This window comes from Streptomyces sp. Pv4-95, from assembly GCF_045782725.1.
Classification (GTDB): domain Bacteria; phylum Actinomycetota; class Actinomycetes; order Streptomycetales; family Streptomycetaceae; genus Streptomyces.
Map to the genome: position 1 here is coordinate 2,560,497 of NZ_CP127172.1, position 21,071 is coordinate 2,581,567.

The window sequence follows — 21,071 nt, forward strand, 5'->3', positions numbered from 1 at the left end:
CGGTGCCTTGCCTACAGGAAGTACAAGCGGGAGAGCGAGACGGTGTCCGCCGGTTCCGAGCGCATCGGGTCGCCGTCGAGCGTGACGAGTCCGCTGCGCCCGTCGACCTGCACCTGTCCGACACGGGAGTTGTGGACGAGGTCGCCGGGGCCGATGCCGCGGGTGCCGCGGACGGCGACGCGTCGGCGGCGGGTGGGCATGCCGTCGTTGCCGCCCTCGGCCGCGGCGCGGGCGACGAAGGCGACCGAGATCTCGGCGGGGGTGGCGCCGTGCGCGCCGAACTGCGGGCCGAGCACCAGGGGTTCGCAGGTGTCGGTGGCGGCGTTCGGGTCGCCGGTGACGCCGTAGGCCGGGAAGCCGGACTTGAGCACCAGCTGCGGCTTGGCGCCGAAGAACTGCGGCTTCCAGAGCACGATGTCGGCCATCTTGCCGACCTCGATCGACCCGATCTCGTGCGAAAGGCCGTGGGCGATGGCGGGGTTGATGGTCAGCTTGGCGACGTAGCGCAGCACGCGCGCGTTGTCGTCGTGGGCGCCGTCGCCCTGCATGGGGCCGAGTTCGGCCTTCATCTTCCCCGCCATCGCGAAGGTACGGCGTACCGTCTCGCCCGCGCGGCCCATGCCCTGGGCGTCGGAGGAGGTGATGCCGATCGCCCCGAGGTCGTGCAGCACGTCCTCGGCGCCCATCGTCCCGGCCCGGATGCGGTCCCGCGCCATCGCGGCGTCGCCCGGCAGGTCGGTCTTCAGGTCGTGGACCGAGACGATCATGCCGTAGTGCTCGGCGACCGCGTCCCGCCCGAAGGGGAGGGTGGGGTTGGTGGAGGAGCCGATGACGTTGGGGACGCCGGCCATCTTCAGGACGTTGGGGACGTGTCCGCCGCCGCAGCCCTCGATGTGGAAGGCGTGGATGGTCCGGCCGTCCAGGACGCGCAGGGTGTCCTCGACGGAGAGGCATTCGTTGAGGCCGTCGCTGTGCAGGGCGACCTGGACGTCGTGTTCCTCGGCGACGCGCAGTGCGGTGTCCAGCGCGCGGGTGTGGGCGCCCATGTCCTCGTGGACCTTGAAGCCGCAGGCGCCGCCCTCGGCGAGCGCCTCGACCAGCGGGGCCTCGCCGGAGGAGGAGCCGCGGCCGAGGAAGCCGATGTTGACCGGCCAGGCGTCGAAGGCGCTGAAGGCATGGCCGAGCGCCCAGGGGGAGTTGACGCCGACGCCCCAGACCGGCCCGAATTCCTGGCCGATGATGGTGGTCACGCCGGAGGCGAGCGAGGCCTCCATGACGCGCGGCGACAGCAGGTGGACGTGGGTGTCGACGGCGCCCGCGGTGGCGATCATGCCTTCGCCGGAGACGATCGAGGTACCGGTGCCGACGACGACGTCGACGCCGTCGAGGGTGTCGGGGTTGCCCGCCCGCCCTATGGCGTGGATACGTCCCTCGCGGATGCCGATGGACACCTTGCGGATGCCCTGGACGGCGTCGATGACCAGCACGTTGCTGATGACGACATCGCAGGTCTCGCGGAGCGAGGTGGCCTTGAGGTGCAGTCCGTCGCGAGCGGTCTTGCCGAATCCGGCGAGGAATTCGTCGCCGTGCTTCTGGGCGTCGGACTCGACGCGTACGACGAGTCCGGAGTCGCCGAGAACGACGCGGTCGCCGGCCCGCGGGCCGTGCACCGACGCGTACTCGTGGGGATCGATGCTGCCGGTCATGTCTGCTCCTCCGCTCCCAGGTAGCCGCAGGCGGCAGCCCGCCGCAGCGCTTCCGTCTTCGCGCCCGGCGCGTCCAGCGGGCCGTCGACGAGACCGGCGAAGCCGATCGCGATCCGCTCGCCGCCGATCGGCACCAGGCCGACCTCCTCGGCGCCGCCCGGGTCGAACCGCACCGACGAGCCGGCCGGTACGCACAGCCGCATGCCGTAGGCGGCACCGCGGTCGAAGTCCAGCCGGGGGTTGGCCTCGAAGAAGTGGAAGTGGGAGGTGACGCTGACCGGCACGGTCGCGGTGTTGCGCACGGTCAGCCGGAGGGCCGGCTCCGGCTCGGGGTCGGCCGGTCCCGGCAGCACCGCGCCGGGCACGGCCGTCTCCGCCCGCACGTCGGCGGGCACCGGGGCGCCGCCGTGGATCGGGTCGCTGACCACCGCGAGGCGGGAGCCGTCGTCGAAGACGGCCTCGACATGCACCTCGGTGACCACATCGGCCACTCCCGGCAGCACGTCGTCCGGGCCGAGCACGCCGCGTGCCGCCTCGATGGCCTGAGCGAGGCGGCGCCCGTCCCGCGCCGCCTCGCAGACTGTGTCCGCGATGAGCGCGGTCGCCTCGGGCACGTTCAGCTTCAGTCCGCGGGCCCTGCGCGTCCGCGCCAGCTCGGCCGCGTTGAACAGCAGCAGCCGGTCGCGTTCCGTCGGGGTCAGCCGCATTCCGTCACCTCCAGCTCGATTAGAGCAACACTCTAACCCGTGATCGGTCAAGCCGAAAGCATTGACCTCGGGCGTGGTGATGAGTCACATTGAGCGCTGCTCTAATTTATGCCGCGCTCAGAGCGCAGGCCCGGAGCCTCACACACACCACACAGAGAAACGGGCGCTTCGAGACGCGCCCCGAGCACCGCTCACCCACCTGTTGTCCGGCCTCTCAGGGGAGCCCTCATGCCGATCGAACAACGCGGAGTCGACACCATTCCGGACGAGGAACGCACCAGCGGACCCCGCGACCTCGTCTCCATCCTGCTCGGCTCGAACCTCGCCCTCGGCGTAGTGATCTTCGGCTGGCTCCCGGTCTCCTTCGGCCTGGGTTTCTGGCCGTCGGTGAGCTCACTCGTCCTGGGCACCGTCCTCGGCACCGTGCTGACCGCGCCCCTCGCGCTGGTGTCGCTGCGCACCGGCACCAACCTCTCCACCAGCAGTGGAGCCCACTTCGGTGTCCGCGGCCGGCTGATCGGCTCGGTGATCGGACTGCTCCTCTCGCTCGGCTACACGGCCCTGACCCTGTGGGTCGGCGGCGACGCGGTGGTCGGCACCCTCTCCCGGCTCCTCGGCCTGCCCAGCAGCGGCTTCACCTACGCGGCCGTCTACGCCGTGCTCGCCGCCTGCACGGCGCTGGGCGCGGTCTACGGCTACCGGCTGCTGCTGCGGCTGAGCCGCGTCCTGGCCGTCGGGATGAGCGCGCTGCTCGCCATCGGCCTGATCGCCTACGCCCCGGACTTCACCACCGCCGCACCGGCGGCCCCGGAGTACCTGCTCGGCGGCTTCTGGCCGACCTGGCTGCTGGCCGTGGTCTCGGCCGGACTCAGCGGCCCGATCGCCTTCATCACGCTGCTCGGCGACTACACCCGCTACATCTCGCCCCGCCGGCACAGCTCGCGCAAGGTCTTCTGGTCGACCTGTCTGGGCCTGATCGCCGGCCTGCTGGTGCCCCAGCTCTTCGGTACGTTCACCGCCCTCGCGGTGGGCGCGGGCGAGGACTACGCGGGTCCACTCGTCGCCGGGGCGCCGTTCTGGTTCCTCGCCCCGCTGTTCCTGGCCGCCTCCGCCGGTTCCGTCGGCAACGCCGGGCTGATGCTGTACTCCATGGGCCTGGACCTGGACGCGATCCTGCCGCGCGCCAGCCGCACCCAGGCCACGTACGTCGTCGCCGCCCTGGCCACGGTCTTCGTCTTCCTCGGCCACTTCGCATGGGCCGCGCAGGACGCCATGACGTCCTTCGTGCTGCTGCTGACGGCGGTCGGCACACCGTGGGCGGTGATCACCGTCATCGGCTTCCTGCGCTGCCGGGGCGAGTACGACCCGGACGCGCTGCAGGTCTTCAACCGCCGTACGCGCGGCGGGCGTTACTGGTTCCGCGCGGGCTGGAACCCGCGCGCCACGGCCGCCTGGGCCGCGGGCTCCCTGATCGGTGTCGCCGCGGTGGACACCCCGCTCTACACCGGGCCGCTGGTCGCCTGGACCGGCGGGATCGACTTCAGTTTCCTGCTGTCCGCGGGCGTCGCCGGCACCCTGTGCCTGCTGCTTTCGAGGCGGGAGCACCTCGCGCCGGCGGCGGAGGCCACGGCAGAGGCACGGACTGCGGAGGACGAGCCGGACAGCGAGCCGGACGCCGCCGTGGCCCCGGCGGGCTAGGCGAGGCACCCGGCGATCGCGCACCGCACGCGAAAGGGCCGCCCGGCAGGTCATCCTGCGCCGGGCGGCCCTCGTGCGTGCGGGCTCAGCCGAGCGGGTGCATCCACCCGTGGGTGTCGGCGCCGGCGCCGGTCTGGATGTCCAGCAGCGCCTTGCGGAGCTTCATGGTGACCTCGCCCGGCTCCCCGTCCGCGATCGTCCAGGAGGCGCGGGTGGACTTCACCGAGCCCACCGGCGTGATGACCGCGGCGGTACCGCACGCGAAGACCTCGGTGAGCGCGCCGTCCTCGGCCGCCGCCTTCCAGTCGCCGACGGAGATCCGGCCCTCGGCGACCTCGTACCCCAGGTCGGCGGCGATGCTCAGCAGCGAGTCACGGGTGATGCCGGGCAGCAGCGAGCCGGTCAGCTCGGGAGTGATGATGCGGTTGCCGAACACGAAGTACAGGTTCATGCCCCCCATCTCCTCGATCCAGCGGCGCTCGATCGCGTCCAGCCACACCACCTGGTCGCAGCCGTGCTCGGCGGCCTGGGCCTGGGCGACCAGGGAAGCGGCGTAGTTGCCGCCGGTCTTGGCCGCGCCGGTGCCGCCCGGGGTGGCCCGGACGTACTCCTCCGAGAGCCACACCGAGACCGGCTTCACGCCGCCGGGGAAGTAGGCACCCGCCGGGGAGGCGATGACGATGAAGAGGTACTCGTTGGCCGGCTTGACGCCGAGCCCCACCTCGGTGGCGAACATGAAGGGACGCAGGTAGAGCGACTCCTCGCCGGCGGCCGGCACCCACGCCTTGTCCTGCGTGACCAGCGCGTCGCAGGCGGCGATGAAGGTGTCGACGGGCAGCTCGGGCATGCCGAGGCGGCGCGCGGAGGACTGGAAGCGGCGGGCGTTGGCGTCCGGCCGGAAGGTGGCGACGGTGCCGTCGGGCTGGCGGTACGCCTTCAGGCCCTCGAAGATCGTCTGCGCGTAGTGCAGCGTCATGTTCGCCGGGTCGATGGACAGCGGCGCGTAGGGCACGAGCTCGGCGTCGTGCCAGCCGCGGCCCTCGGTCCACTTGATCGTCACCATGTGGTCGGTGAAGTAGCGGCCGAAGCCGGGGCCGGCCAGGATCCGCTCCCGCTCCGCGTCGGACAGCGGGTGCGAGGAGGGCTTGAGCTCGATCGTGGGCGTCGTCATGAATGCGTGTCCTTCACTGCGTGTTCCGAATACCGCGGGTCACCGGGCCGGCCCTCCGGCCGGGGGGCTGAGGGGTCCAGGGGGCACCCCCTGGGTCGTGCGGTACCGGTGCGGTTGTGAGGGCCGCGCTCACGACGTGCACAGGACGTACCCGCATGGTTACTGGGACGTCCGAGTTTCCTCGCGGACAGCGGCCCCACGTCCGATTATCGCTCGTGGGGCTCCGCGGGGGGAAAACGTGTGCGCGGTCCGGGTCCGATGGTCGCACCCAACCGGGCGGTAGCCCAGGCCGGGACAGCACGACGGCGCCGGGACCCGTGGTCCCGGCGCCGTGCGTGATGCGGATCGTTGCGCTGCGGGATCAGCCCGCTACGCGTGCGGCGAGCACGTCGCCGATCTCGTCGGTGGTGCGGGCCGCGCCGTCCCGGGCCTCCAGGTCGGCCGCGACGGCCTCCTCGATGCGGGCGGCCTCGGCGTCGAAGCCGAGGTGGCGCAGCAGCAGCGAGACCGAGAGGATCGTCGCCGTCGGGTCGGCCTTGCCGGTGCCCGCGATGTCCGGCGCGGAGCCGTGCACCGGCTCGAACATCGAGGGGAACTCGCCGGTCGGGTTGATGTTCCCGGAGGCGGCGAGGCCGATGCCGCCGGTGACGGCCGCGGCGAGGTCGGTGAGGATGTCGCCGAAGAGGTTGTCCGTGACGATCACGTCGAACCGCTCGGGCTGGGTGACGAAGAAGATCGTCGCCGCGTCGACGTGCAGGTAATCGGTGGTGACCTCGGGGTACTCCTGGCCGACCTTGTCGAAGATGTTCTTCCACATGTGTCCGGCGTAGACCAGGACGTTGTTCTTGTGGACCAGCGTCAGCTTCTTGCGGGGGCGGTTGTTGGCCCGCTCGTAGGCGTCCCGGACCACGCGCTCGACGCCGTAGGCGGTGTTGAGGCTGACCTCGGTGGCGACCTCGGCGGGGGTGCCGGTGCGCAGGCTGCCGCCGTTGCCGGTGTACGGGCCCTCGGTGCCCTCGCGGACCACGACGAAGTCGATGTCGGGGCGGCCGGCGAGCGGCGTGGTGGTGTTCGGGAAGAGCTTCGAGGGGCGCAGGTTGACGAAGTGGTCGAACGCGAAGCGGAGCTTGAGCAGCAGACCGCGCTCCAGCACACCGGAGGGTACGGAGGGGTCGCCGATCGCGCCGAGCAGGATCGCGTCGTGGTTCTTGAGGGACGCCAGTTCCTCGTCCGGGAGCGTGTCGCCGGTCGCGTGCCATCGCTTGGCACCAAGGTCGTACTCCTTGGTTTCCAGCTTGACGTCCTGCGGGAGGACCGCGGTCAGGACCTTCAGGCCCTGGGCCACGACTTCCTGGCCGATACCGTCACCGGGGATCACTGCGAGGCGAATGCTGCGAGACATGTCTGGACCCTACTCTCCGTCCCATTGATTGACACGTAACGTCCGTCATACGGACACATGGGGAAGCGGTCAACCTGCGTTCACTCCGGCGCCCCGCTCCCGCAGGGTGGCGCTGGGACATTCGGGGGCATGACTGGTACTTCCCGGGGGGCCGGCCCCCTGCCCTCGCACACCCCTCGCGTCGGTATTCCGGAGCGGCTCGCGGCCCGGATGAGCATGCCCGAACAGCACGAGTACCTCCGCACGAAGCTGACCCGGCGGGGGCTGCTGCGGACCTCGGCCGCCACCGCGGGCGTCATCGCGGGCTCGGGCCTGCTGTCGGGTTCCGCGCAGGCCGGCTCCCCGACTCTCCTGCCGTCGCCGGCCGCCACGGCGGTGGACGGGTCGATGGTCGCGCCGTTCGGGCGGCATCTGGCCTTCGGCGCCGAGCCCCGCAGCCAGATGCGGGTGAGCTGGCAGGTGCCGCTCGCGGTACGCCGGCCGTATCTGCGGGTGGGCCTGAAGCCGTGGGACCTGGGGCACAGGATCGAGGCCGAGGTGCGTGATCTGCACACCCCGTCGCTCTCCGCGAAGCTGCCGGCGGTGCAGCAGTTCTACCTGCATGCGGCGCTGGACGGCCTGCGGCCCGGCACCACGTACTACTACGGCGTCGGGCACGACGGGTTCGACCCGGCCGACCCGCGGCACTTCTCGACCGTCGGCACCTTCAGGACCGCCCCGGCGCGCGCCGAGCCGTTCGTCTTCACCGCCTTCGGTGACCAGGGCGTGAGCTACGACGCCCTCGCCAACGACCAGTTGATCCTGGGTCAGAACCCGGCGTTCCACCTCCACGCGGGCGACATCTGCTACGCGGACTCCGACGGCCAGGGCACGGAGCACGACACCTATGACGCACGGGTGTGGGACCAGTTCCTGGCCCAGACCGAGTCGGTGGCCAAGTCCGTGCCGTGGATGGTGACGACCGGCAACCACGACATGGAGGCCTGGTACTCCCCGCACGGCTACGGCGGCCAGAACGCCCGCTGGACGCTGCCGGGCAACGGCCCGGACGCCCGCAACGCCCCCGGCGTCTACTCCTTCACCTACGGCAATGTCGCGGTCGTCGCGCTGGACGCCAACGACGTGTCGTACGAGATCCCCGCCAACCAGGGCTACACCGACGGTGCGCAGACCCGCTGGCTGGACCGCCGGCTCGGGGAGCTGCGGGCCGCCGACGGCATCGACTTCGTCGTGGTCTTCTTCCACCACTGCGCGTTCTCCACCACCAGCTCGCACGCCTCGGACGGCGGGGTGCGGGACGCCTGGCTGCCGCTCTTCGACAAGCACCGCGTCGATCTGGTCGTCAACGGCCACAATCACGTCTACGAGCGGACGGACGCCCTCAGGAGCGGCCGGGTGGCCAGGAAGGTGCCGCCGGGCGGGAGCGTCGACGCGGCCCGCGAGGGCATCGTCTACGTCACCGCGGGCGGCGCGGGCAAGGCGCTGTACGACTTCCCCGTGCCGGACAGCTACGAGGGGCACGAGCACCACCTCGACGAGGTCGAGACCTATCACTGGACCAAGGACCGGACGAAGGCGAAGGACAGCGTGTCCTGGTCGCGGGTGCGCTACACCGGGTTCTCGTTCATCGCCGTCGCCGTCGAGCCGGGGCGCCACCCCCGGATGAAGGTCACCGCCCTGGCCGAATCCGGCGAGCGCGTCGATCACTTCGAGGTGACCCGCTCGCGCGGGCGGTGAGCCGGGCAACAGGGCGGTAGGGCGGCCCGCCGCCGCAGAGGGGCGGCGGGCCGACGTGCTGACGAGCCGGTGTGCGAGCGGAATCAGTGCCCGGTGGAGCCGCCGTTGTCGCGGCGGTCGAGCGCCCGCTGGAGGGCGGCTGCCGCGTTCCTGCGGTCGGCCTCGTTGGTCGTACGGGCGGAGTGACGGGTCCTGCGGACAGCAGTCTCGGCCATGATTCACGTCTCCAATGCCAAAGAGCCCCGAGAAAGGTGGGATGCGTCGATCCAGAAGCGGCCGTCAGGGGCGTGGGCCTCGGCGCGGCAGGGATCACCTGCGCTCGCGCACCGGGCCGCATCCGCCGTCGCTCGATGGAGCGATACGTTCGGCTCCTACAAAGCTAGGACAGCTCGGCCGTGATGTCTGCACAATTACTTGGGCTTCCTACTATCTGAGACGGACACCCCGCGAACAGCCTCCTTCGAGGGGCGCGGCGGGCCCGCCGGCCCGGACCGGGGCCACACACGACGGACCGCCCCGGGCCTGGAGAGGCCCGGGGCGGTCCGTGCGGTGCTGCGGCGTGCGACGCCGCGGACGGGCGTCAGCCCATGTGCGGGTAGCGGTAGTCCGTCGGGGGCACCAGCGTCTCCTTGATGGAGCGGGTGGACGTCCAGCGCATCAGGTTCTGCTTGGCGCCGGCCTTGTCGTTGGTGCCGGACGCGCGGCCGCCACCGAAGGGCTGCTGGCCGACGACAGCACCGGTGGGCTTGTCGTTGATGTAGAAGTTGCCGGCCGCGAAGCGCAGCTTCTCGCAGGTCGCGGCGGCAGCGGCACGGTCCTGGGCGATGACGCAGCCGGTCAGGCCGTAGGCGGAAGCGGACTCCATCTGCTCCAGCATCGCGTCGTACTCGGCGTCCTCGTAGACATACACACCGAGGATCGGGCCGAAGTACTCGTCCTTGAAGATCTCGTTCTCCGGGTCGGTGGAGACCAGGACCGTCGGGCGGACGAAGTAGCCCTCGCTGTCGTCGTACGTGCCGCCGGCGATGACCTCGACGGTCGGGTCGGCCTTGGCGCGGTCGATCGCCGCCTTGTTCTTGGCGAAGGAACGCTCGTCGATGACGGCGGACATGAAGTTCGTCAGGTCGGAGACGTCACCCATGGTCAGGGAGTCGACCTCGGCCGCGAACTCTTCCTTGAGGCCGGCGTTCCACAGGGAGGCCGGGACGTACGCGCGGGAGGCCGCGGAGCACTTCTGGCCCTGGAACTCGAAGGCGCCACGGGTCATGGCGGTCTTCAGCACGGCGCGGTCCGCCGAGGGGTGGCCGACGATGAAGTCCTTGCCGCCGGTCTCGCCGACGAGGCGCGGGTAGGTCTTGTACTTCTCGATGTTGTTGCCGACCGTCTTCCAGAGGTACTGGAAGGTCTTGGTCGAACCCGTGAAGTGGATGCCCGCCAGGTCGGGGTGGTTCAGGGCCACCTCGGAGACGTCCTTGCCGTCGCCGGTGACGAGGTTGATGACGCCCTTGGGCAGTCCGGCCTCCTCCAGCACCTGCATCAGCAGCACGGCGGCGAGCGTCTGCGTCGGGGACGGCTTCCAGACGACGACGTTGCCCATCAGGGCGGGCGCGGTCGGGAGGTTGCCGGCGATGGCGGTGAAGTTGAACGGCGTGATCGCGTAGACGAAGCCCTCAAGGGGGCGGTGGTCCGAGCGGTTCCACACGCCGGGGGAGTTCGCCGGCGGCTGCTCGGCCAGGATCTGACGTGCGAAGTGCACGTTGAAGCGCCAGAAGTCGATGAGCTCGCACGGCGTGTCGATCTCGGCCTGCTGGGCGGTCTTGGACTGGCCCAGCATGGTGGCCGCGGCCAGCGTCTCGCGCCAGGGGCCGGAGAGCAGGTCGGCAGCCTTGAGGATGATCGCGGCGCGGTCGTCGAAGGCCATGTCGCGCCAGGCCGGGGCGGCGGCCAGGGCCGCGTCGACGGCGTCCTGGGCGTCCTTGACCGTGGCGTTGGCGTACGTGCCGAGCTTCGCCGCGTGGTTGTGGGGCTGCACGACGTCGAAGCGCTCGCCACCGCCCAGCCGCCGCTCGCCACCGATGGTCATCGGCAGGTCGATCGGGTTTCCGGCCAGCTCCTTGAGCTTGGCCTCCAGGCGGGAACGCTCCGGGGTGCCGGGGGCGTAGGTGTTGACCGGCTCGTTAACCGGCACGGGGACCTGGGTCACAGCGTCCATAGCGGCCGTGTCTCCTTCGATTTCGCTCGTCGGTTTCGTACGTCGGTAAAGCTGCGGCCGTGGCCGCGTGGGTGGGCGGCTGCGGGCTCTGCTGTCCGGGGCTGGCCCCGGGCTTCCAGCATCCACCCCTGCCCGCCGCCGCGGGGGGATCAGCCGCGGGTCGCGAGCGATCGCAGGAAGAACGCCATGTTCGCCGGGCGCTCCGCGAGCCGCCGCATGAAGTATCCGTACCAGTCCGTGCCATAGGGGACATACACCCGCATGCGGTGCCCCTCGGCGACCAGCCGGGTCTGCTCGGCCTCCCGGATGCCGTAGAGCATCTGGTATTCGAAGTCGGCCGGCTTGCGTCCGTTGCGGTGCGCGAGCTCCTGGGCGATGGCGACCATCCGCGGGTCGTGCGACCCGATCATGGGATAGCCCTGCCCGGCCATCAGGATCTTCAGGCAGCGCACGTACGCCTTGTCGACCTCCCGCTTGTCCTGGAAGGCGACGGTCGCGGGCTCCTTGTACGCGCCCTTGACCAGCCTCACCCGGGAGCCTTCCCCGGCGAGGGCGTGGCAGTCGTCCTCGGTACGGAAGAGGTAGGACTGCAGCACCGCACCCGTCCGGGGGAAGCGCTCGCGCAGCTCGGCGAGGATCGCGAGCGTGGAGTCGACGGTGGTGTGGTCCTCCATGTCGAGGGTCACCGTCGTACCGGCCTCGGCGGCGGCTTCGACCACCGGAGTGACGTTCTTGAGCGCCAGCTCGTGTCCACCGGGCAGGGCCTGGCCGAAAGCGGAGAGCTTGACGGACATCTCGGCCCGCTCGCCGAGGCCCTGCTTCGTGAGCGCCTCGGTCAGGTGCAGGTAGGCGTCGCGGTTGCGCAGCGCCTCCACGGGGTCCGTGATGTCCTCGCCGAGGTGGTCGAGAGTGACCTCCATGCCGCGCGCGGCAAGGGTCCGGACGGCCGCCATGGACTCGTCCAGAAGCTCGCCTGCGACGAAACGGTTCACCACAGGGCGGGTGACCGGAGCGGCCGCGACGATGCGGCGGATGCTGTCGCTGCGCGCTGCGGCGAGAAGCACGGGACCCAGCATGGGGCACCTCCACGATTCAGGATGACGGATGCCGGGCGGGCGCCGGGCTGGCGGGCAACGGCAAGATGAGCCACCTGAAACTTAAGGATCTCGCCATCTTCCTGCCATCGACAGCTGTCACGCCTTCGTGGTCGGGATCTCAGACAGATGTATGAGAATGGGAGCGGGAAGGGGCGCAGTGCCTCTCCTGTGGCCTATGGGACGGGACAGGCAAGACGAACGAGAGGGGTAGGAGGGACGAGAGCGCCGCCGATGTGCCGGTGCGATCGGTGGTACCAGTGGTGGCGGTCACGACTGAGGCGACGGAAAGAGGGGCCTGGCGGCGGATGCGCGGCGACTACCAGCAGCTCGTGGACGAGATCTCGTCGGCGCTCAGCGCCCCGGCGACGCTGGAGGACCGGGACTTCGGGCTGATCGCGTTCGGCGCACACGAGGGCGACGACGACGAGGTGATGGACCCGGTACGCACCCGGTCGATCCTCCAGCGGCGGTCGTCGGCGGCGGTCCGTGCCTGGTTCGAGGCGTTCGGTATCGCCCGCGCCAAAACCGCCCTGCGCATCCCGCCCGACCCGGCGGCGGGCGTCTTCAAGGGCCGGATCTGTCTGCCGGTGCGGCATCGCGGCATCGTGCACGGCTACGTCTGGCTGCTGGACGACGGACACCTCACCGACCTCGCGCTCGGCGGCGAGGGCGCGCCGCCCGACCCCCGGATCGCCCAGGCCATGGAGACCGCCGCCCGGATCGGCGCCCTGCTGGCGGACGAGGCCCGTGCCGGTTCCGAACTGGGCGACCTGCTGCGGGAGTTGCTGTACTCCGCGCCGGGCGGCCGGGCGTCCGCGGCCGCCTCCCTGGACGATGCCCTCCGGGACAGCCTGCGGTTCACGCCCGGCGTCCCGCTCACACTGGTCGCCGTGCTGCCGTGGGACACCACGGACACCGACGCGGCGCCCCTGCCGAGCCTGCCAGGACTCCTCGCGGCCTGCGCGCTGCCCGCGGGCGCCGGACTCCCCGACGCCGGGGGCGCGGCCTCTTCCGCCGCCGCTGCCGCGGACGGCCGCCCCGAAGGGCGCGGCACCGGGTCCGACGGCGCCACCGGCGGCGTCGCGGCCGGCCGCACCCCTCCGGCGGCGCCCGCGCCGGCACTGGCCGCACTGGTACGGCTGCGCTCTCCCAACTCCCTCACCCCCGCGCACACGGTGGCGGAGCATCTGCTGCGTTCGCCCCGGGCAAGCGCGGCTCCGGCAGCCGCGGGCCGGCCGGGCAACGCGGACGGCCGGACGAAGCGGGACACCGCGCGTAACGGCGCGGCGGCCGCCGGGTCGGGCGCGGCCGGAATCGGCACCGCCACCCAGGAGTTGACCGATCTGCCCGCAGCCTGGCGGGAAGCCCTCGACGCGGCCCGCGCGGCCCGCGCCGAGCCGCGCCTCGGTGCCGTCGCGCAGTGGGACACCCTCGGCGCGTACCGGCTGCTGACCGCCTTGCCGGACGCGACGGCCGACCCGGCCGTCAGGCCGCTGCTCGCCCCGGCCCACACCGAACTCGCCCGGACCGCCGAGGCGTTCCTCGACTGCGCGGGCCAGGCCGGGCGGACGGCGCAGCTGCTGGGCATCCACCGCCAGACCCTCTACTACCGCCTGGGCCGGGTGGAGAAGCTCACCGGCCTCGATCTCGCCGAGGGCGAGGACCGTCTGCTGCTGCACATGGCGCTCAAGTCGGCGCGCCTGTAAGGGCGTCGGCCCGGACGGGGCCTCTCCGCGGCTACTCCCCTGCCGGCCGGGGCCTGCCAAGCACCTGGCCGGCGGTGATCCGGCGCAGCGCGTCGGCCAGGTCGCGGCCGGTGGGCATCGCGTCCGGCGTGAGCAGCGACTGCACCATCAGGCCGGTGAGCAGCGCCTGGTAGAAGGAGCCGACGACCTGGGCGGCCTCCGCGTCGACCTCGGTGTCCGGCACCCCTTCGAAGACCGCGACGAGCCCCTCGCCGCCCTCCGGCCGGGCCTCCCCGATCGCCGCGCGCAGCCCCTCGTCGCGCGGCAGCAGTCCCAGCACCTCGACCTGCGAGGCGATGAACTCCCTTTCGGTGGCGATGTGCCGGAGGATCTGGTCCCAGACCGCGGCGAACCGCTCCAGGGGCTCGGCGTCCGGGGCCGCCACGGCGTCGAGCGTGGAGGCTTCGGCCACTCCGGCGCCCCACTCCTCGACGGACGCGATGAGCGCCTTGCGCATCAGGGCGTCCTTGGAGCCGTAGTGATAGCCGATGGAGGCGAGGTTGGCGCCGGAGGCGGCCACGATGTCGCGGGCGGTGGTGCGGGCGTACCCCTTCTCCACCAGGCACCGCTTGGCGCCCTCCAGAAGATCTTCGCGGTGTCCCATACGGGCAGCCTACCGGGACGGCATACGCCCGTACCAGACGGTTGTATTAGACGTACGTACAGGTGCGGTGAGCGGTCCCGGATGCCTCACCGGCAGAGTTGCCGGCGGAGGCCGGGAATGCAGCCCCGGCCTCCGCCGCTCCCCCGGTCGAGACGCCTCCGGAAAGTCACCGGAGCCGGTCCGGCCCAGGCCCCTTCTTGCCACCCTTGGGGTGCTTCATGCCGTCGTCGAACTCCAGCTCCTCCTTGCGGACTTCGGTGTTGACGTCCTGCTGCTCGGTCACCCGCTCGGTCTCCAGGTGGACGCGCTCGACCGGCACCGTCCGCTTGCTGACCACGGCCTGTTCCTCGTGCAGGACGACCTCGACCTCACCGTCGCCGAGCTTCGACGGGGTGCTTCCCGCCTTGCGCTCCTCGTCGGTGATGCGCTCGCGGACCATGCGCACTTCCTCGTGGGACACCGGGACCGTCCGGTGCACCTCCTCGGTGACCACGTGCTTGCGCAGATGTGCCCGGCCGCTCTCGTGCTCCTCGGTGCCGATCTGCATCTGCTCCTCGGAGAGCACGATCTCTTCCCTCTGCTCCTTGCTCATGGCGTCCCCCTCGTCGCGCCCGCGCGACGTCGCCATCGAACCGGCGCCCGCCCCGGCCATCGGGCGGTCCGTGCGCGCCGGCGGCTCGGTCACCAGCTTGTTGCGCTCGCCCTCCATGGGGCGCCCCTGCGGCCTCTCCCCCATGGCGGTGCCCTTCGCTCCGGCGCTCATCCCGGCCCCGGGGCCCGTGGACATGGTGTCGGAACGCGAGGTGTCTCCGCCCGCGGGCCCGGCGCCCGGCCTGGTCAGCCCGTAGTGGCGATACAGCTCGGCCTCCTCGGAGGGATCGAGATGGCCCTCGGCGTCGATCCGCGGCGCTTCCTTGATCCGGTCCTTGGTATGCGGCACGCGCAGTTCGCCCTCCGTCCGCCGCGCCCCGGCGAGCGGCACGAAGGTCTCCTTCATCCCGAAGAGCCCGGTACGCACCGTGATCCACTCGGGGGCGTTGGTGGCGTCGTCGCGGTAGACCTGCTGGACCGTGCCGACCTTGGCGCCCTCCTCGTCGACCACATGCAGACCGGTCAGGTCCTGAGGGGTGTCACCCAGGGGTGCATTCATGGCGTCTCGTCTCCTTCCGCACGCGCCGGCGGGGGCACGCGCAGTTCCCATTGCGCGACGCGAAGACCCCCTCAGCGAGTCGGGACGTGCGGTGCCCGGCGGGCCCCGGCGGCCCCTGGACGGTGTTGGCGGGCCCCGCACCTTCGACACCCGATACGCCATTCGAGTGAATGGTTTGCTCCTGTCATCCGTAGCGGGCGGACGGAGAGATATTCACCGGACCGGAGTACACCCCGGCACGCGAACGGGCCCGGACTCCGCCGAAGCGGGGCCCGGGCCCGTCGAGCTGCGAAAATCCGGCGGATCAGCTGCCGAGGTTCACCGCGCGCACGGAGGTCGCACCGATCTCCTCCGCGATCTCGGCGAGCACGCTCGCCGGGATCGTGTCGTCGATGGTCAGCGCGACCAGCGCCTCGCCGCCGACATCGGCACGGGAGACCTGCATGTTGCCGATGTTGATACCGGCCTCGCCCAGGATCCGGCCGACGGTGCCCACGACACCCGGACGGTCGCTGTAGCGCAGGAACGCCATGTGGTCGGCGAGCGCCAGGTCGATGGAGTGCTCACCGACCGCGACGATCTTCTGGGTGTTCTTGTGGCCGGAGAGCGTGCCGGAGATCGAGATCTCGTCGCCACCCGCGAGGGTGCCGCGCACGGTCACCACATTGCGGTGCTCGGGCGACTCGCTGCTGGTCGTCAGCCGCACCTCGACGCCGCGCTCCTGCGCGAACAGCGGGGCGTTGACGTACGACACGGTCTCGTCGACGACGTCCTCGAACACGCCCTTGAGCGCGGACAGCTCCAGCACCTTGACGTCGTGCTGGGTGATCTCGCCGTAGACCTCGACGTCGAGCCGCAGCGCGACCTCGCCGGCCAGCGCGGTGAAGATCCGGCCGAGGCGCTCGGCCAGCGGCAGACCCGGCTTGACGTCCTCGGCGATCACGCCGCCCTGGACGTTGACCGCGTCCGGCACCAGTTCGCCGGCGAGCGCGAGGCGCACCGACCTGGCGACCGAGATACCGGCCTTCTCCTGAGCCTCGCCCGTCGACGCGCCGAGGTGCGGGGTGGCGACGACCTGGTCGAACTCGAAGAGCGGCGAGTCGGTGCAGGGCTCGGACGCGTAGACGTCCAGGCCGGCGCCGGCGACCCGGCCCTCCTTCAGGGCGGTGGCGAGCGCCGCCTCGTCCACGATCCCGCCGCGCGCGGCGTTGACGATACGGACCGACGGCTTGACCTTGTGGAGGGCCTCGTCGCCGATCAGACCGACCGTCTCGGGGGTCTTGGGGAGGTGGACGGTGATGAAGTCCGCGACCTCGAGCAGCTCGTCGAGGGTGAGGAGCTTGACGCCCATCTGCGCGGCGCGGGCCGGCTGGACGTAGGGGTCGTAGGCGACGACCTTCATGCCGAAGGCCGACATCCGCTGCGCGACCAGGACGCCGATCCGGCCGAGGCCGACGACGCCGAGGGTCTTCTCGCTGAGCTCGACGCCGGTGTACTTGCTGCGCTTCCACTCGCCGTTCTTCAGGGCGGTGTTGGCCTGCGGGATGTTGCGGGCGGTGGCGACCAGCAGGCCGCAGGCGAGCTCGGCGGCGGTGACGATGTTGGAGGTCGGCGCGTTCACGACCATCACGCCGGCCTTGGTGGCGGCGGAGACGTCGACGTTGTCGAGGCCCACGCCCGCACGGGCGACGACCTTCAGCTTCCTGGCGGCCGCGATGGCCTCGGCGTCGACCTTCGTCGCGCTGCGCACGAGGATGGCATCGACATCGGCGATCGCGGGCAGCAGCTCGGCGCGGTCCGCGCCGTTGCAGTGCCGGATCTCGAAGTCCGGACCGAGAGCGTCGACGGTGGCGGGCGACAGTTCTTCGGCGATCAGTACGACAGGTTTCGAGCTCACGTGGTCTTCAGTCCTCACTAGTCCTTCGCGGACGGCCGTCCCGACGGCCGAAGGCGGTGAAGGGGGCAGCCGCGTGGAAGACGCACGACGCTGTGAGCCTGACGCGCTTGTGGTTTGAGTGTAGTGGCGGTTCGGGGCACGTCCTGCGCCTCGGCGTCAGGATCACCCATGCGTGTTCGACGCGGTGGACAAGGCGGCGGCGCCTCATGGACGAGGGGGCCGCGAGGTGCGTCGCGGCCCCCTGTCCCACGGGCTCACGCCTCGTCGTCGACCCAGCTCATCAGCTTGCGCAGCTGCTTGCCGGTGGTCTCCAGGAGGTGGTCCTCGTCGGCCTTCTTGTACTCGTTGTACTTGGGCAGACCGGCGTTGTACTCCGCCATCCAGTTGTTGGCGAAGGTGCCGTCCTGGATCTCGGCGAGGACCTTCTTCATCTCGGCCTTGGTGTTCTCGTTCACGATCCGCGGGCCGGTGATGTAGTCACCCCACTCGGCGGTCTCCGAGACCGACCAGCGCATCTTCTCCAGACCGCCCTCGTACATCAGGTCCACGATCAGCTTCAGCTCGTGCAGGCACTCGAAGTACGCGATCTCGGGCTGGTAGCCGGCCTCGACCAGCGTCTCGAAACCGGCCTTCACCAGCGCCGAGGCACCACCGCACAGAACCGCCTGCTCACCGAACAGGTCGGTCTCGGTCTCCTCGGTGAACGTGGTCTTGATGACGCCGGCACGCGTGCCGCCGATGCCCTTGGCGTACGACAGCGCCAGCGCGAAGCCCTTGCCCGTGGCGTCCTGCTCCACCGCCGCGATGCACGGCACGCCACGGCCTTCCTCGTACTGACGACGCACGAGGTGACCGGGACCCTTGGGAGCGACCATGCACACATCGACACCGGCCGGAGCCTTGATGAAGCCGTAGCGCACGTTCAGACCGTGGCCGAAGAACAGCGCGTCGCCGTCCTTGAGGTTGTCCTTGATGGACTCCTCGTAGACCTTGGCCTGGATCGGGTCCGGCACCAGGATCATGATGACGTCGGCCTCGGCCGCCGCCTCGGCCGGCGTCACCACACGCAGGCCCTGCTCCTCGGCCTTGGCCTTGGACTTCGACCCCTCGTGCAGACCGACGCGCACATCGACGCCCGAGTCGCGCAGCGACAGCGCATGGGCGTGGCCCTGGCTGCCGTAGCCGATCACCGCGACCTTGCGGTTCTGGATGATGGACAGGTCGGCATCGTCGTCGTAGAACAGCTCGGCCACTTCGGGTATCTCCTTGGATCTAGCTGGTTGCCCACACAGTACGTCGGGCGGGGTGAGGAAGGTTCGCGGGTCTCGCCATGCGAGCGGCGGGGCGGCGCCGTGTCACTCGGACACGACGCCGTGCGGTCCACCAGAGGGGCCGTGGGTCAGGCCGAACGGTCCAGGGCACGCAGCGAGCGGTCCGTGATGGACCGGGCGCCACGCCCTATCGCGATGGTGCCGGACTGCACCAATTCCTTGATGCCGAACGGCTCCAGCATCTTGAGCATCGCCTCCAGCTTGTCGCTGGATCCGGTGGCCTCGATGGTGACGGCCTCCGGGGAGACATCGACCGTCTTGGCGCGGAAGAGCTGGACGATCTCGACGATCTGCGAGCGGGTCTCGTTGTCCGCGCGGACCTTGGCGAGGACCAGTTCCCGCTGGATCGCGGAGCCCGGCTCCAGCTCGACGATCTTCAGAACGTTGACGAGCTTGTTGAGCTGCTTGGTGACCTGTTCGAGCGGCAGCGACTCGACGGTGACCACGATGGTGATGCGGGAGATGTCGGGGTGCTCGGTGACACCGACCGCGAGGGAGTCGATATTGAAGCCGCGGCGGGAGAACAGGGCGGCGATCCGGGCCAGGATGCCGGGGGTGTTCTCCACCAGGACGGAGAGCGTGTGCTTGGACATGGTCGGTCTTCTCTCTTCTTCCGTGCGTCCGTGACGTCCTGGGATCAGTCGTCTTCGTTGTCGCCGAAGTCGGGACGCACGCCCCGGGCGGCCATGACCTCGTCGTTGGACGTGCCGGCGGCGACCATCGGCCACACCTGCGCGTCCTCGTGGACGATGAAGTCGACCACGACCGGACGGTCGTTGATCGCGTTCGCCTTGGCGATGACCGCGTCCAGCTCGGCCGGGTCCTCGCAGCGCATCGCGACACAGCCCATGGCCTCGGACAGCTTCACGAAGTCCGGGACGCGGGTGCCGCCGCTGGACTTGCCCTCCACCGCGACGCCGTCGTCGGGGCCGCTGTGCAGCACGGTGTTGGAGTAGCGCTGGTTGTAGAACAGGGTCTGCCACTGGCGGACCATGCCCAGCGCGCCGTTGTTGATGATCGCGACCTTGATCGGGATGTTGTTCAGCGCGCAGGTGACCAGTTCCTGATTGGTCATCTGGAAGCAGCCGTCGCCGTCGATCGCCCAGACCGCCCGCTCCGGCTGCCCGGCCTTGGCGCCCATCGCGGCCGGCACGGCGTAGCCCATGGTCCCGGCGCCGCCGGAGTTCAGCCACGTCGAGGGCTTTTCGTAGTCGATGAAGTGGGCGGCCCACATCTGGTGCTGGCCCACGCCCGCCGCGTAGATCGTGTCGTCCGGGGCGAGCCGGCCGATCCGCTCGATGACCTGCTGCGGCGACAGGCTGCCGTCCTCGGGGAGGTCGTAGCCCAGCGGGTAGGTCTCCCGCCAGCGGTTGAGGTCCTTCCACCAGGCGGTGTAGTCGCCCTTGTGGCCGGCGTCGTACTCCGCCTTGACGGCCACGATCAGGTCGGCGATGACCTCGCGGGCGTCACCGACGATCGGCACGTCCGCGGCGCGGTTCTTGCCGATCTCCGCCGGGTCGATGTCGGCGTGCACGACCTTCGCGAACGGCGCGAAGGAGTCCAGCTTGCCCGTGACACGGTCGTCGAAGCGGGCGCCGAGCGTGATCAGCAGGTCCGACTTCTGCAGTGCGGTGACGGCGGTGACCGCGCCGTGCATACCGGGCATGCCGACGTGCTGCGGGTGGCTGTCGGGGAAGGAGCCCAGCGCCATCAGGGTGGTCGTCACCGGCGCGCCGGTCAGCTCGGCCAGCACCCGCAGCTCGGCGGTGGCACCGGCCTTCATGACGCCGCCGCCGACGTAGAGCACCGGGCGCTTGGACTCGACGATCAGCCGGGCGGCCTCGCGGATCTGCTTGGCGTGCGGCTTGGTGACCGGGCGGTAGCCGGGCAGGTCGGTGTGCGGCGGCCAGACGAAGGTGGTCTGCGCCTGCAGCGCGTCCTTGGCGATGTCGACCAGGACCGGGCCCGGGCGGCCGGTGGCCGCGATGTGGAACGCCTCGGCGATCGTCCGCGGGATCTCGGCCGGGTCGGTGACCAGGAAGTTGTGCTTGGTGATCGGCATCGTGATGCCGCAGATGTCCGCCTCCTGGAAGGCGTCCGTGCCGATCGCCTTCGAGGCGACCTGGCCGGTGATCGCGACCAGCGGGACGGAGTCCATGTGGGCGTCGGCGATCGGCGTGACGAGGTTCGTGGCACCGGGACCGGAGGTCGCCATGCACACCCCGACCTTGCCGGTGGCCTGCGCGTAGCCCGTGGCGGCGTGACCGGCGCCCTGCTCGTGGCGCACCAGGACGTGCCGCACCTTCGCGGAGTCCATCATCGGGTCGTACGCCGGGAGGATCGCACCGCCGGGGATACCGAACACGGTGTCGGCCCCGACCTCCTCCAGCGAACGGATGAGGGACTGCGCGCCCGTGACGTGCTCGACGGTGGTGGGCTGCTGCGCCCCGCCGGAGTTACGGGCCCGCGGCTGCGGATGGTGGGCCCCGGAGGCCTGCTCGGTCATCTGCGTCTCTTCTCGAAGCTGAGGGTTTTGACGGGATTTGTGAGGTTGCTGTGCAACAAAAAACCCCCCGTGCCAGGTGGCAAGCGAGGGGAGCGCGTCGGTGCGGTA

The 21,071-nt window shown here is 70.7% G+C and carries 16 protein-coding genes; 3 read left to right on the top strand and 13 right to left on the bottom strand.

The window, feature by feature from the left end; translation table 11 throughout:
- Nucleotides 1-11 precede the first annotated feature (11 nt).
- Nucleotides 12-1,706, bottom strand: a complete 1,695-nt coding sequence (locus QOM21_RS11250) for an urease subunit alpha (RefSeq protein WP_407549776.1) — start codon at nucleotides 1,704-1,706, stop codon at nucleotides 12-14.
- On the bottom strand, nucleotides 1,703-2,413 hold the full coding sequence (gene ureA, locus QOM21_RS11255; RefSeq protein WP_407549777.1) for an urease subunit gamma: 711 nt from the start codon (nucleotides 2,411-2,413) through the stop codon (nucleotides 1,703-1,705). Before ureA ends, QOM21_RS11250 begins: the two co-directional genes overlap by 4 nt.
- A 228-nt stretch (nucleotides 2,414-2,641) precedes the next feature.
- Here ureA and QOM21_RS11260 point away from each other — a divergent pair, with 228 nt between their 5' ends.
- Nucleotides 2,642-4,111 carry a cytosine permease gene (locus QOM21_RS11260; protein WP_407549778.1) on the top strand — a complete coding sequence of 490 codons (1,470 nt, stop codon included), beginning with the start codon at nucleotides 2,642-2,644 and terminating at the stop codon, nucleotides 4,109-4,111.
- Between the two features lie 85 nt (nucleotides 4,112-4,196).
- Here QOM21_RS11260 and QOM21_RS11265 read toward each other — a convergent pair whose 3' ends face one another.
- Nucleotides 4,197-5,282: a branched-chain amino acid aminotransferase gene (locus QOM21_RS11265; protein WP_398557268.1), complete on the bottom strand. Its 1,086-nt coding sequence runs from the start codon at nucleotides 5,280-5,282 to the stop codon at nucleotides 4,197-4,199.
- Nucleotides 5,283-5,643: 361 nt separating this feature from the next.
- Complete coding sequence (locus tag QOM21_RS11270; RefSeq protein WP_407549779.1) at nucleotides 5,644-6,684, bottom strand: 3-isopropylmalate dehydrogenase; 1,041 nt, start codon at nucleotides 6,682-6,684, stop codon at nucleotides 5,644-5,646.
- Between the two features lie 129 nt (nucleotides 6,685-6,813).
- Between QOM21_RS11270 and QOM21_RS11275 the strand changes: the two genes are divergently transcribed.
- The gene (locus QOM21_RS11275; RefSeq protein ID WP_407549780.1) at nucleotides 6,814-8,421 is read left to right on the top strand and encodes a purple acid phosphatase family protein; all 1,608 of its coding nucleotides are present in this window, start codon (nucleotides 6,814-6,816) and stop codon (nucleotides 8,419-8,421) included.
- 83 nt (nucleotides 8,422-8,504) lie between these two features.
- On the opposite strand, the gene QOM21_RS11280 is transcribed toward QOM21_RS11275, so the two are convergent.
- The 3 genes from QOM21_RS11280 to QOM21_RS11290 form a co-directional block, all read right to left on the bottom strand.
- The gene (locus QOM21_RS11280) at nucleotides 8,505-8,636 is read right to left on the bottom strand and encodes a hypothetical protein (protein WP_099055466.1); all 132 of its coding nucleotides are present in this window, start codon (nucleotides 8,634-8,636) and stop codon (nucleotides 8,505-8,507) included.
- A gap of 365 nt (nucleotides 8,637-9,001) precedes the next feature.
- Nucleotides 9,002-10,633, bottom strand: coding sequence for an L-glutamate gamma-semialdehyde dehydrogenase (gene pruA, locus QOM21_RS11285; RefSeq protein WP_407549781.1), 1,632 nt, complete (start codon nucleotides 10,631-10,633; stop codon nucleotides 9,002-9,004).
- 149 nt (nucleotides 10,634-10,782) lie between these two features.
- Nucleotides 10,783-11,709, bottom strand: a complete 927-nt coding sequence (locus QOM21_RS11290) for a proline dehydrogenase family protein (protein ID WP_407549782.1) — start codon at nucleotides 11,707-11,709, stop codon at nucleotides 10,783-10,785.
- A gap of 326 nt (nucleotides 11,710-12,035) precedes the next feature.
- Between QOM21_RS11290 and QOM21_RS11295 the strand changes: the two genes are divergently transcribed.
- Nucleotides 12,036-13,436, top strand: coding sequence for a PucR family transcriptional regulator (locus tag QOM21_RS11295; protein ID WP_407555632.1), 1,401 nt, complete (start codon nucleotides 12,036-12,038; stop codon nucleotides 13,434-13,436).
- Between the two features lie 31 nt (nucleotides 13,437-13,467).
- Here the strand turns inward: QOM21_RS11295 and QOM21_RS11300 are convergent, their stop codons facing one another.
- From QOM21_RS11300 to QOM21_RS11325, 6 genes are all read right to left on the bottom strand, one after another.
- Nucleotides 13,468-14,079, bottom strand: coding sequence for a TetR/AcrR family transcriptional regulator (locus tag QOM21_RS11300; RefSeq protein WP_407549783.1), 612 nt, complete (start codon nucleotides 14,077-14,079; stop codon nucleotides 13,468-13,470).
- 166 nt (nucleotides 14,080-14,245) lie between these two features.
- Nucleotides 14,246-15,229 (bottom strand): PRC and DUF2382 domain-containing protein, encoded by a 984-nt coding sequence (locus QOM21_RS11305; protein ID WP_407549784.1) that lies wholly within the window; start codon nucleotides 15,227-15,229, stop codon nucleotides 14,246-14,248.
- A gap of 304 nt (nucleotides 15,230-15,533) precedes the next feature.
- Entirely contained in the window at nucleotides 15,534-17,126 is a 1,593-nt protein-coding gene (gene serA / locus QOM21_RS11310) for a phosphoglycerate dehydrogenase (RefSeq protein WP_407549785.1), read from the bottom strand.
- A 254-nt stretch (nucleotides 17,127-17,380) separates the two neighbouring features.
- Nucleotides 17,381-18,379, bottom strand: coding sequence for a ketol-acid reductoisomerase (gene ilvC, locus QOM21_RS11315; RefSeq protein WP_393895731.1), 999 nt, complete (start codon nucleotides 18,377-18,379; stop codon nucleotides 17,381-17,383).
- 146 nt (nucleotides 18,380-18,525) lie between these two features.
- Nucleotides 18,526-19,050: an acetolactate synthase small subunit gene (ilvN, locus tag QOM21_RS11320; protein WP_393895732.1), complete on the bottom strand. Its 525-nt coding sequence runs from the start codon at nucleotides 19,048-19,050 to the stop codon at nucleotides 18,526-18,528.
- Nucleotides 19,051-19,094: 44 nt separating this feature from the next.
- Complete coding sequence (locus QOM21_RS11325) at nucleotides 19,095-20,963, bottom strand: acetolactate synthase large subunit (protein ID WP_407549786.1); 1,869 nt, start codon at nucleotides 20,961-20,963, stop codon at nucleotides 19,095-19,097.
- Nucleotides 20,964-21,071 lie beyond the last annotated feature (108 nt).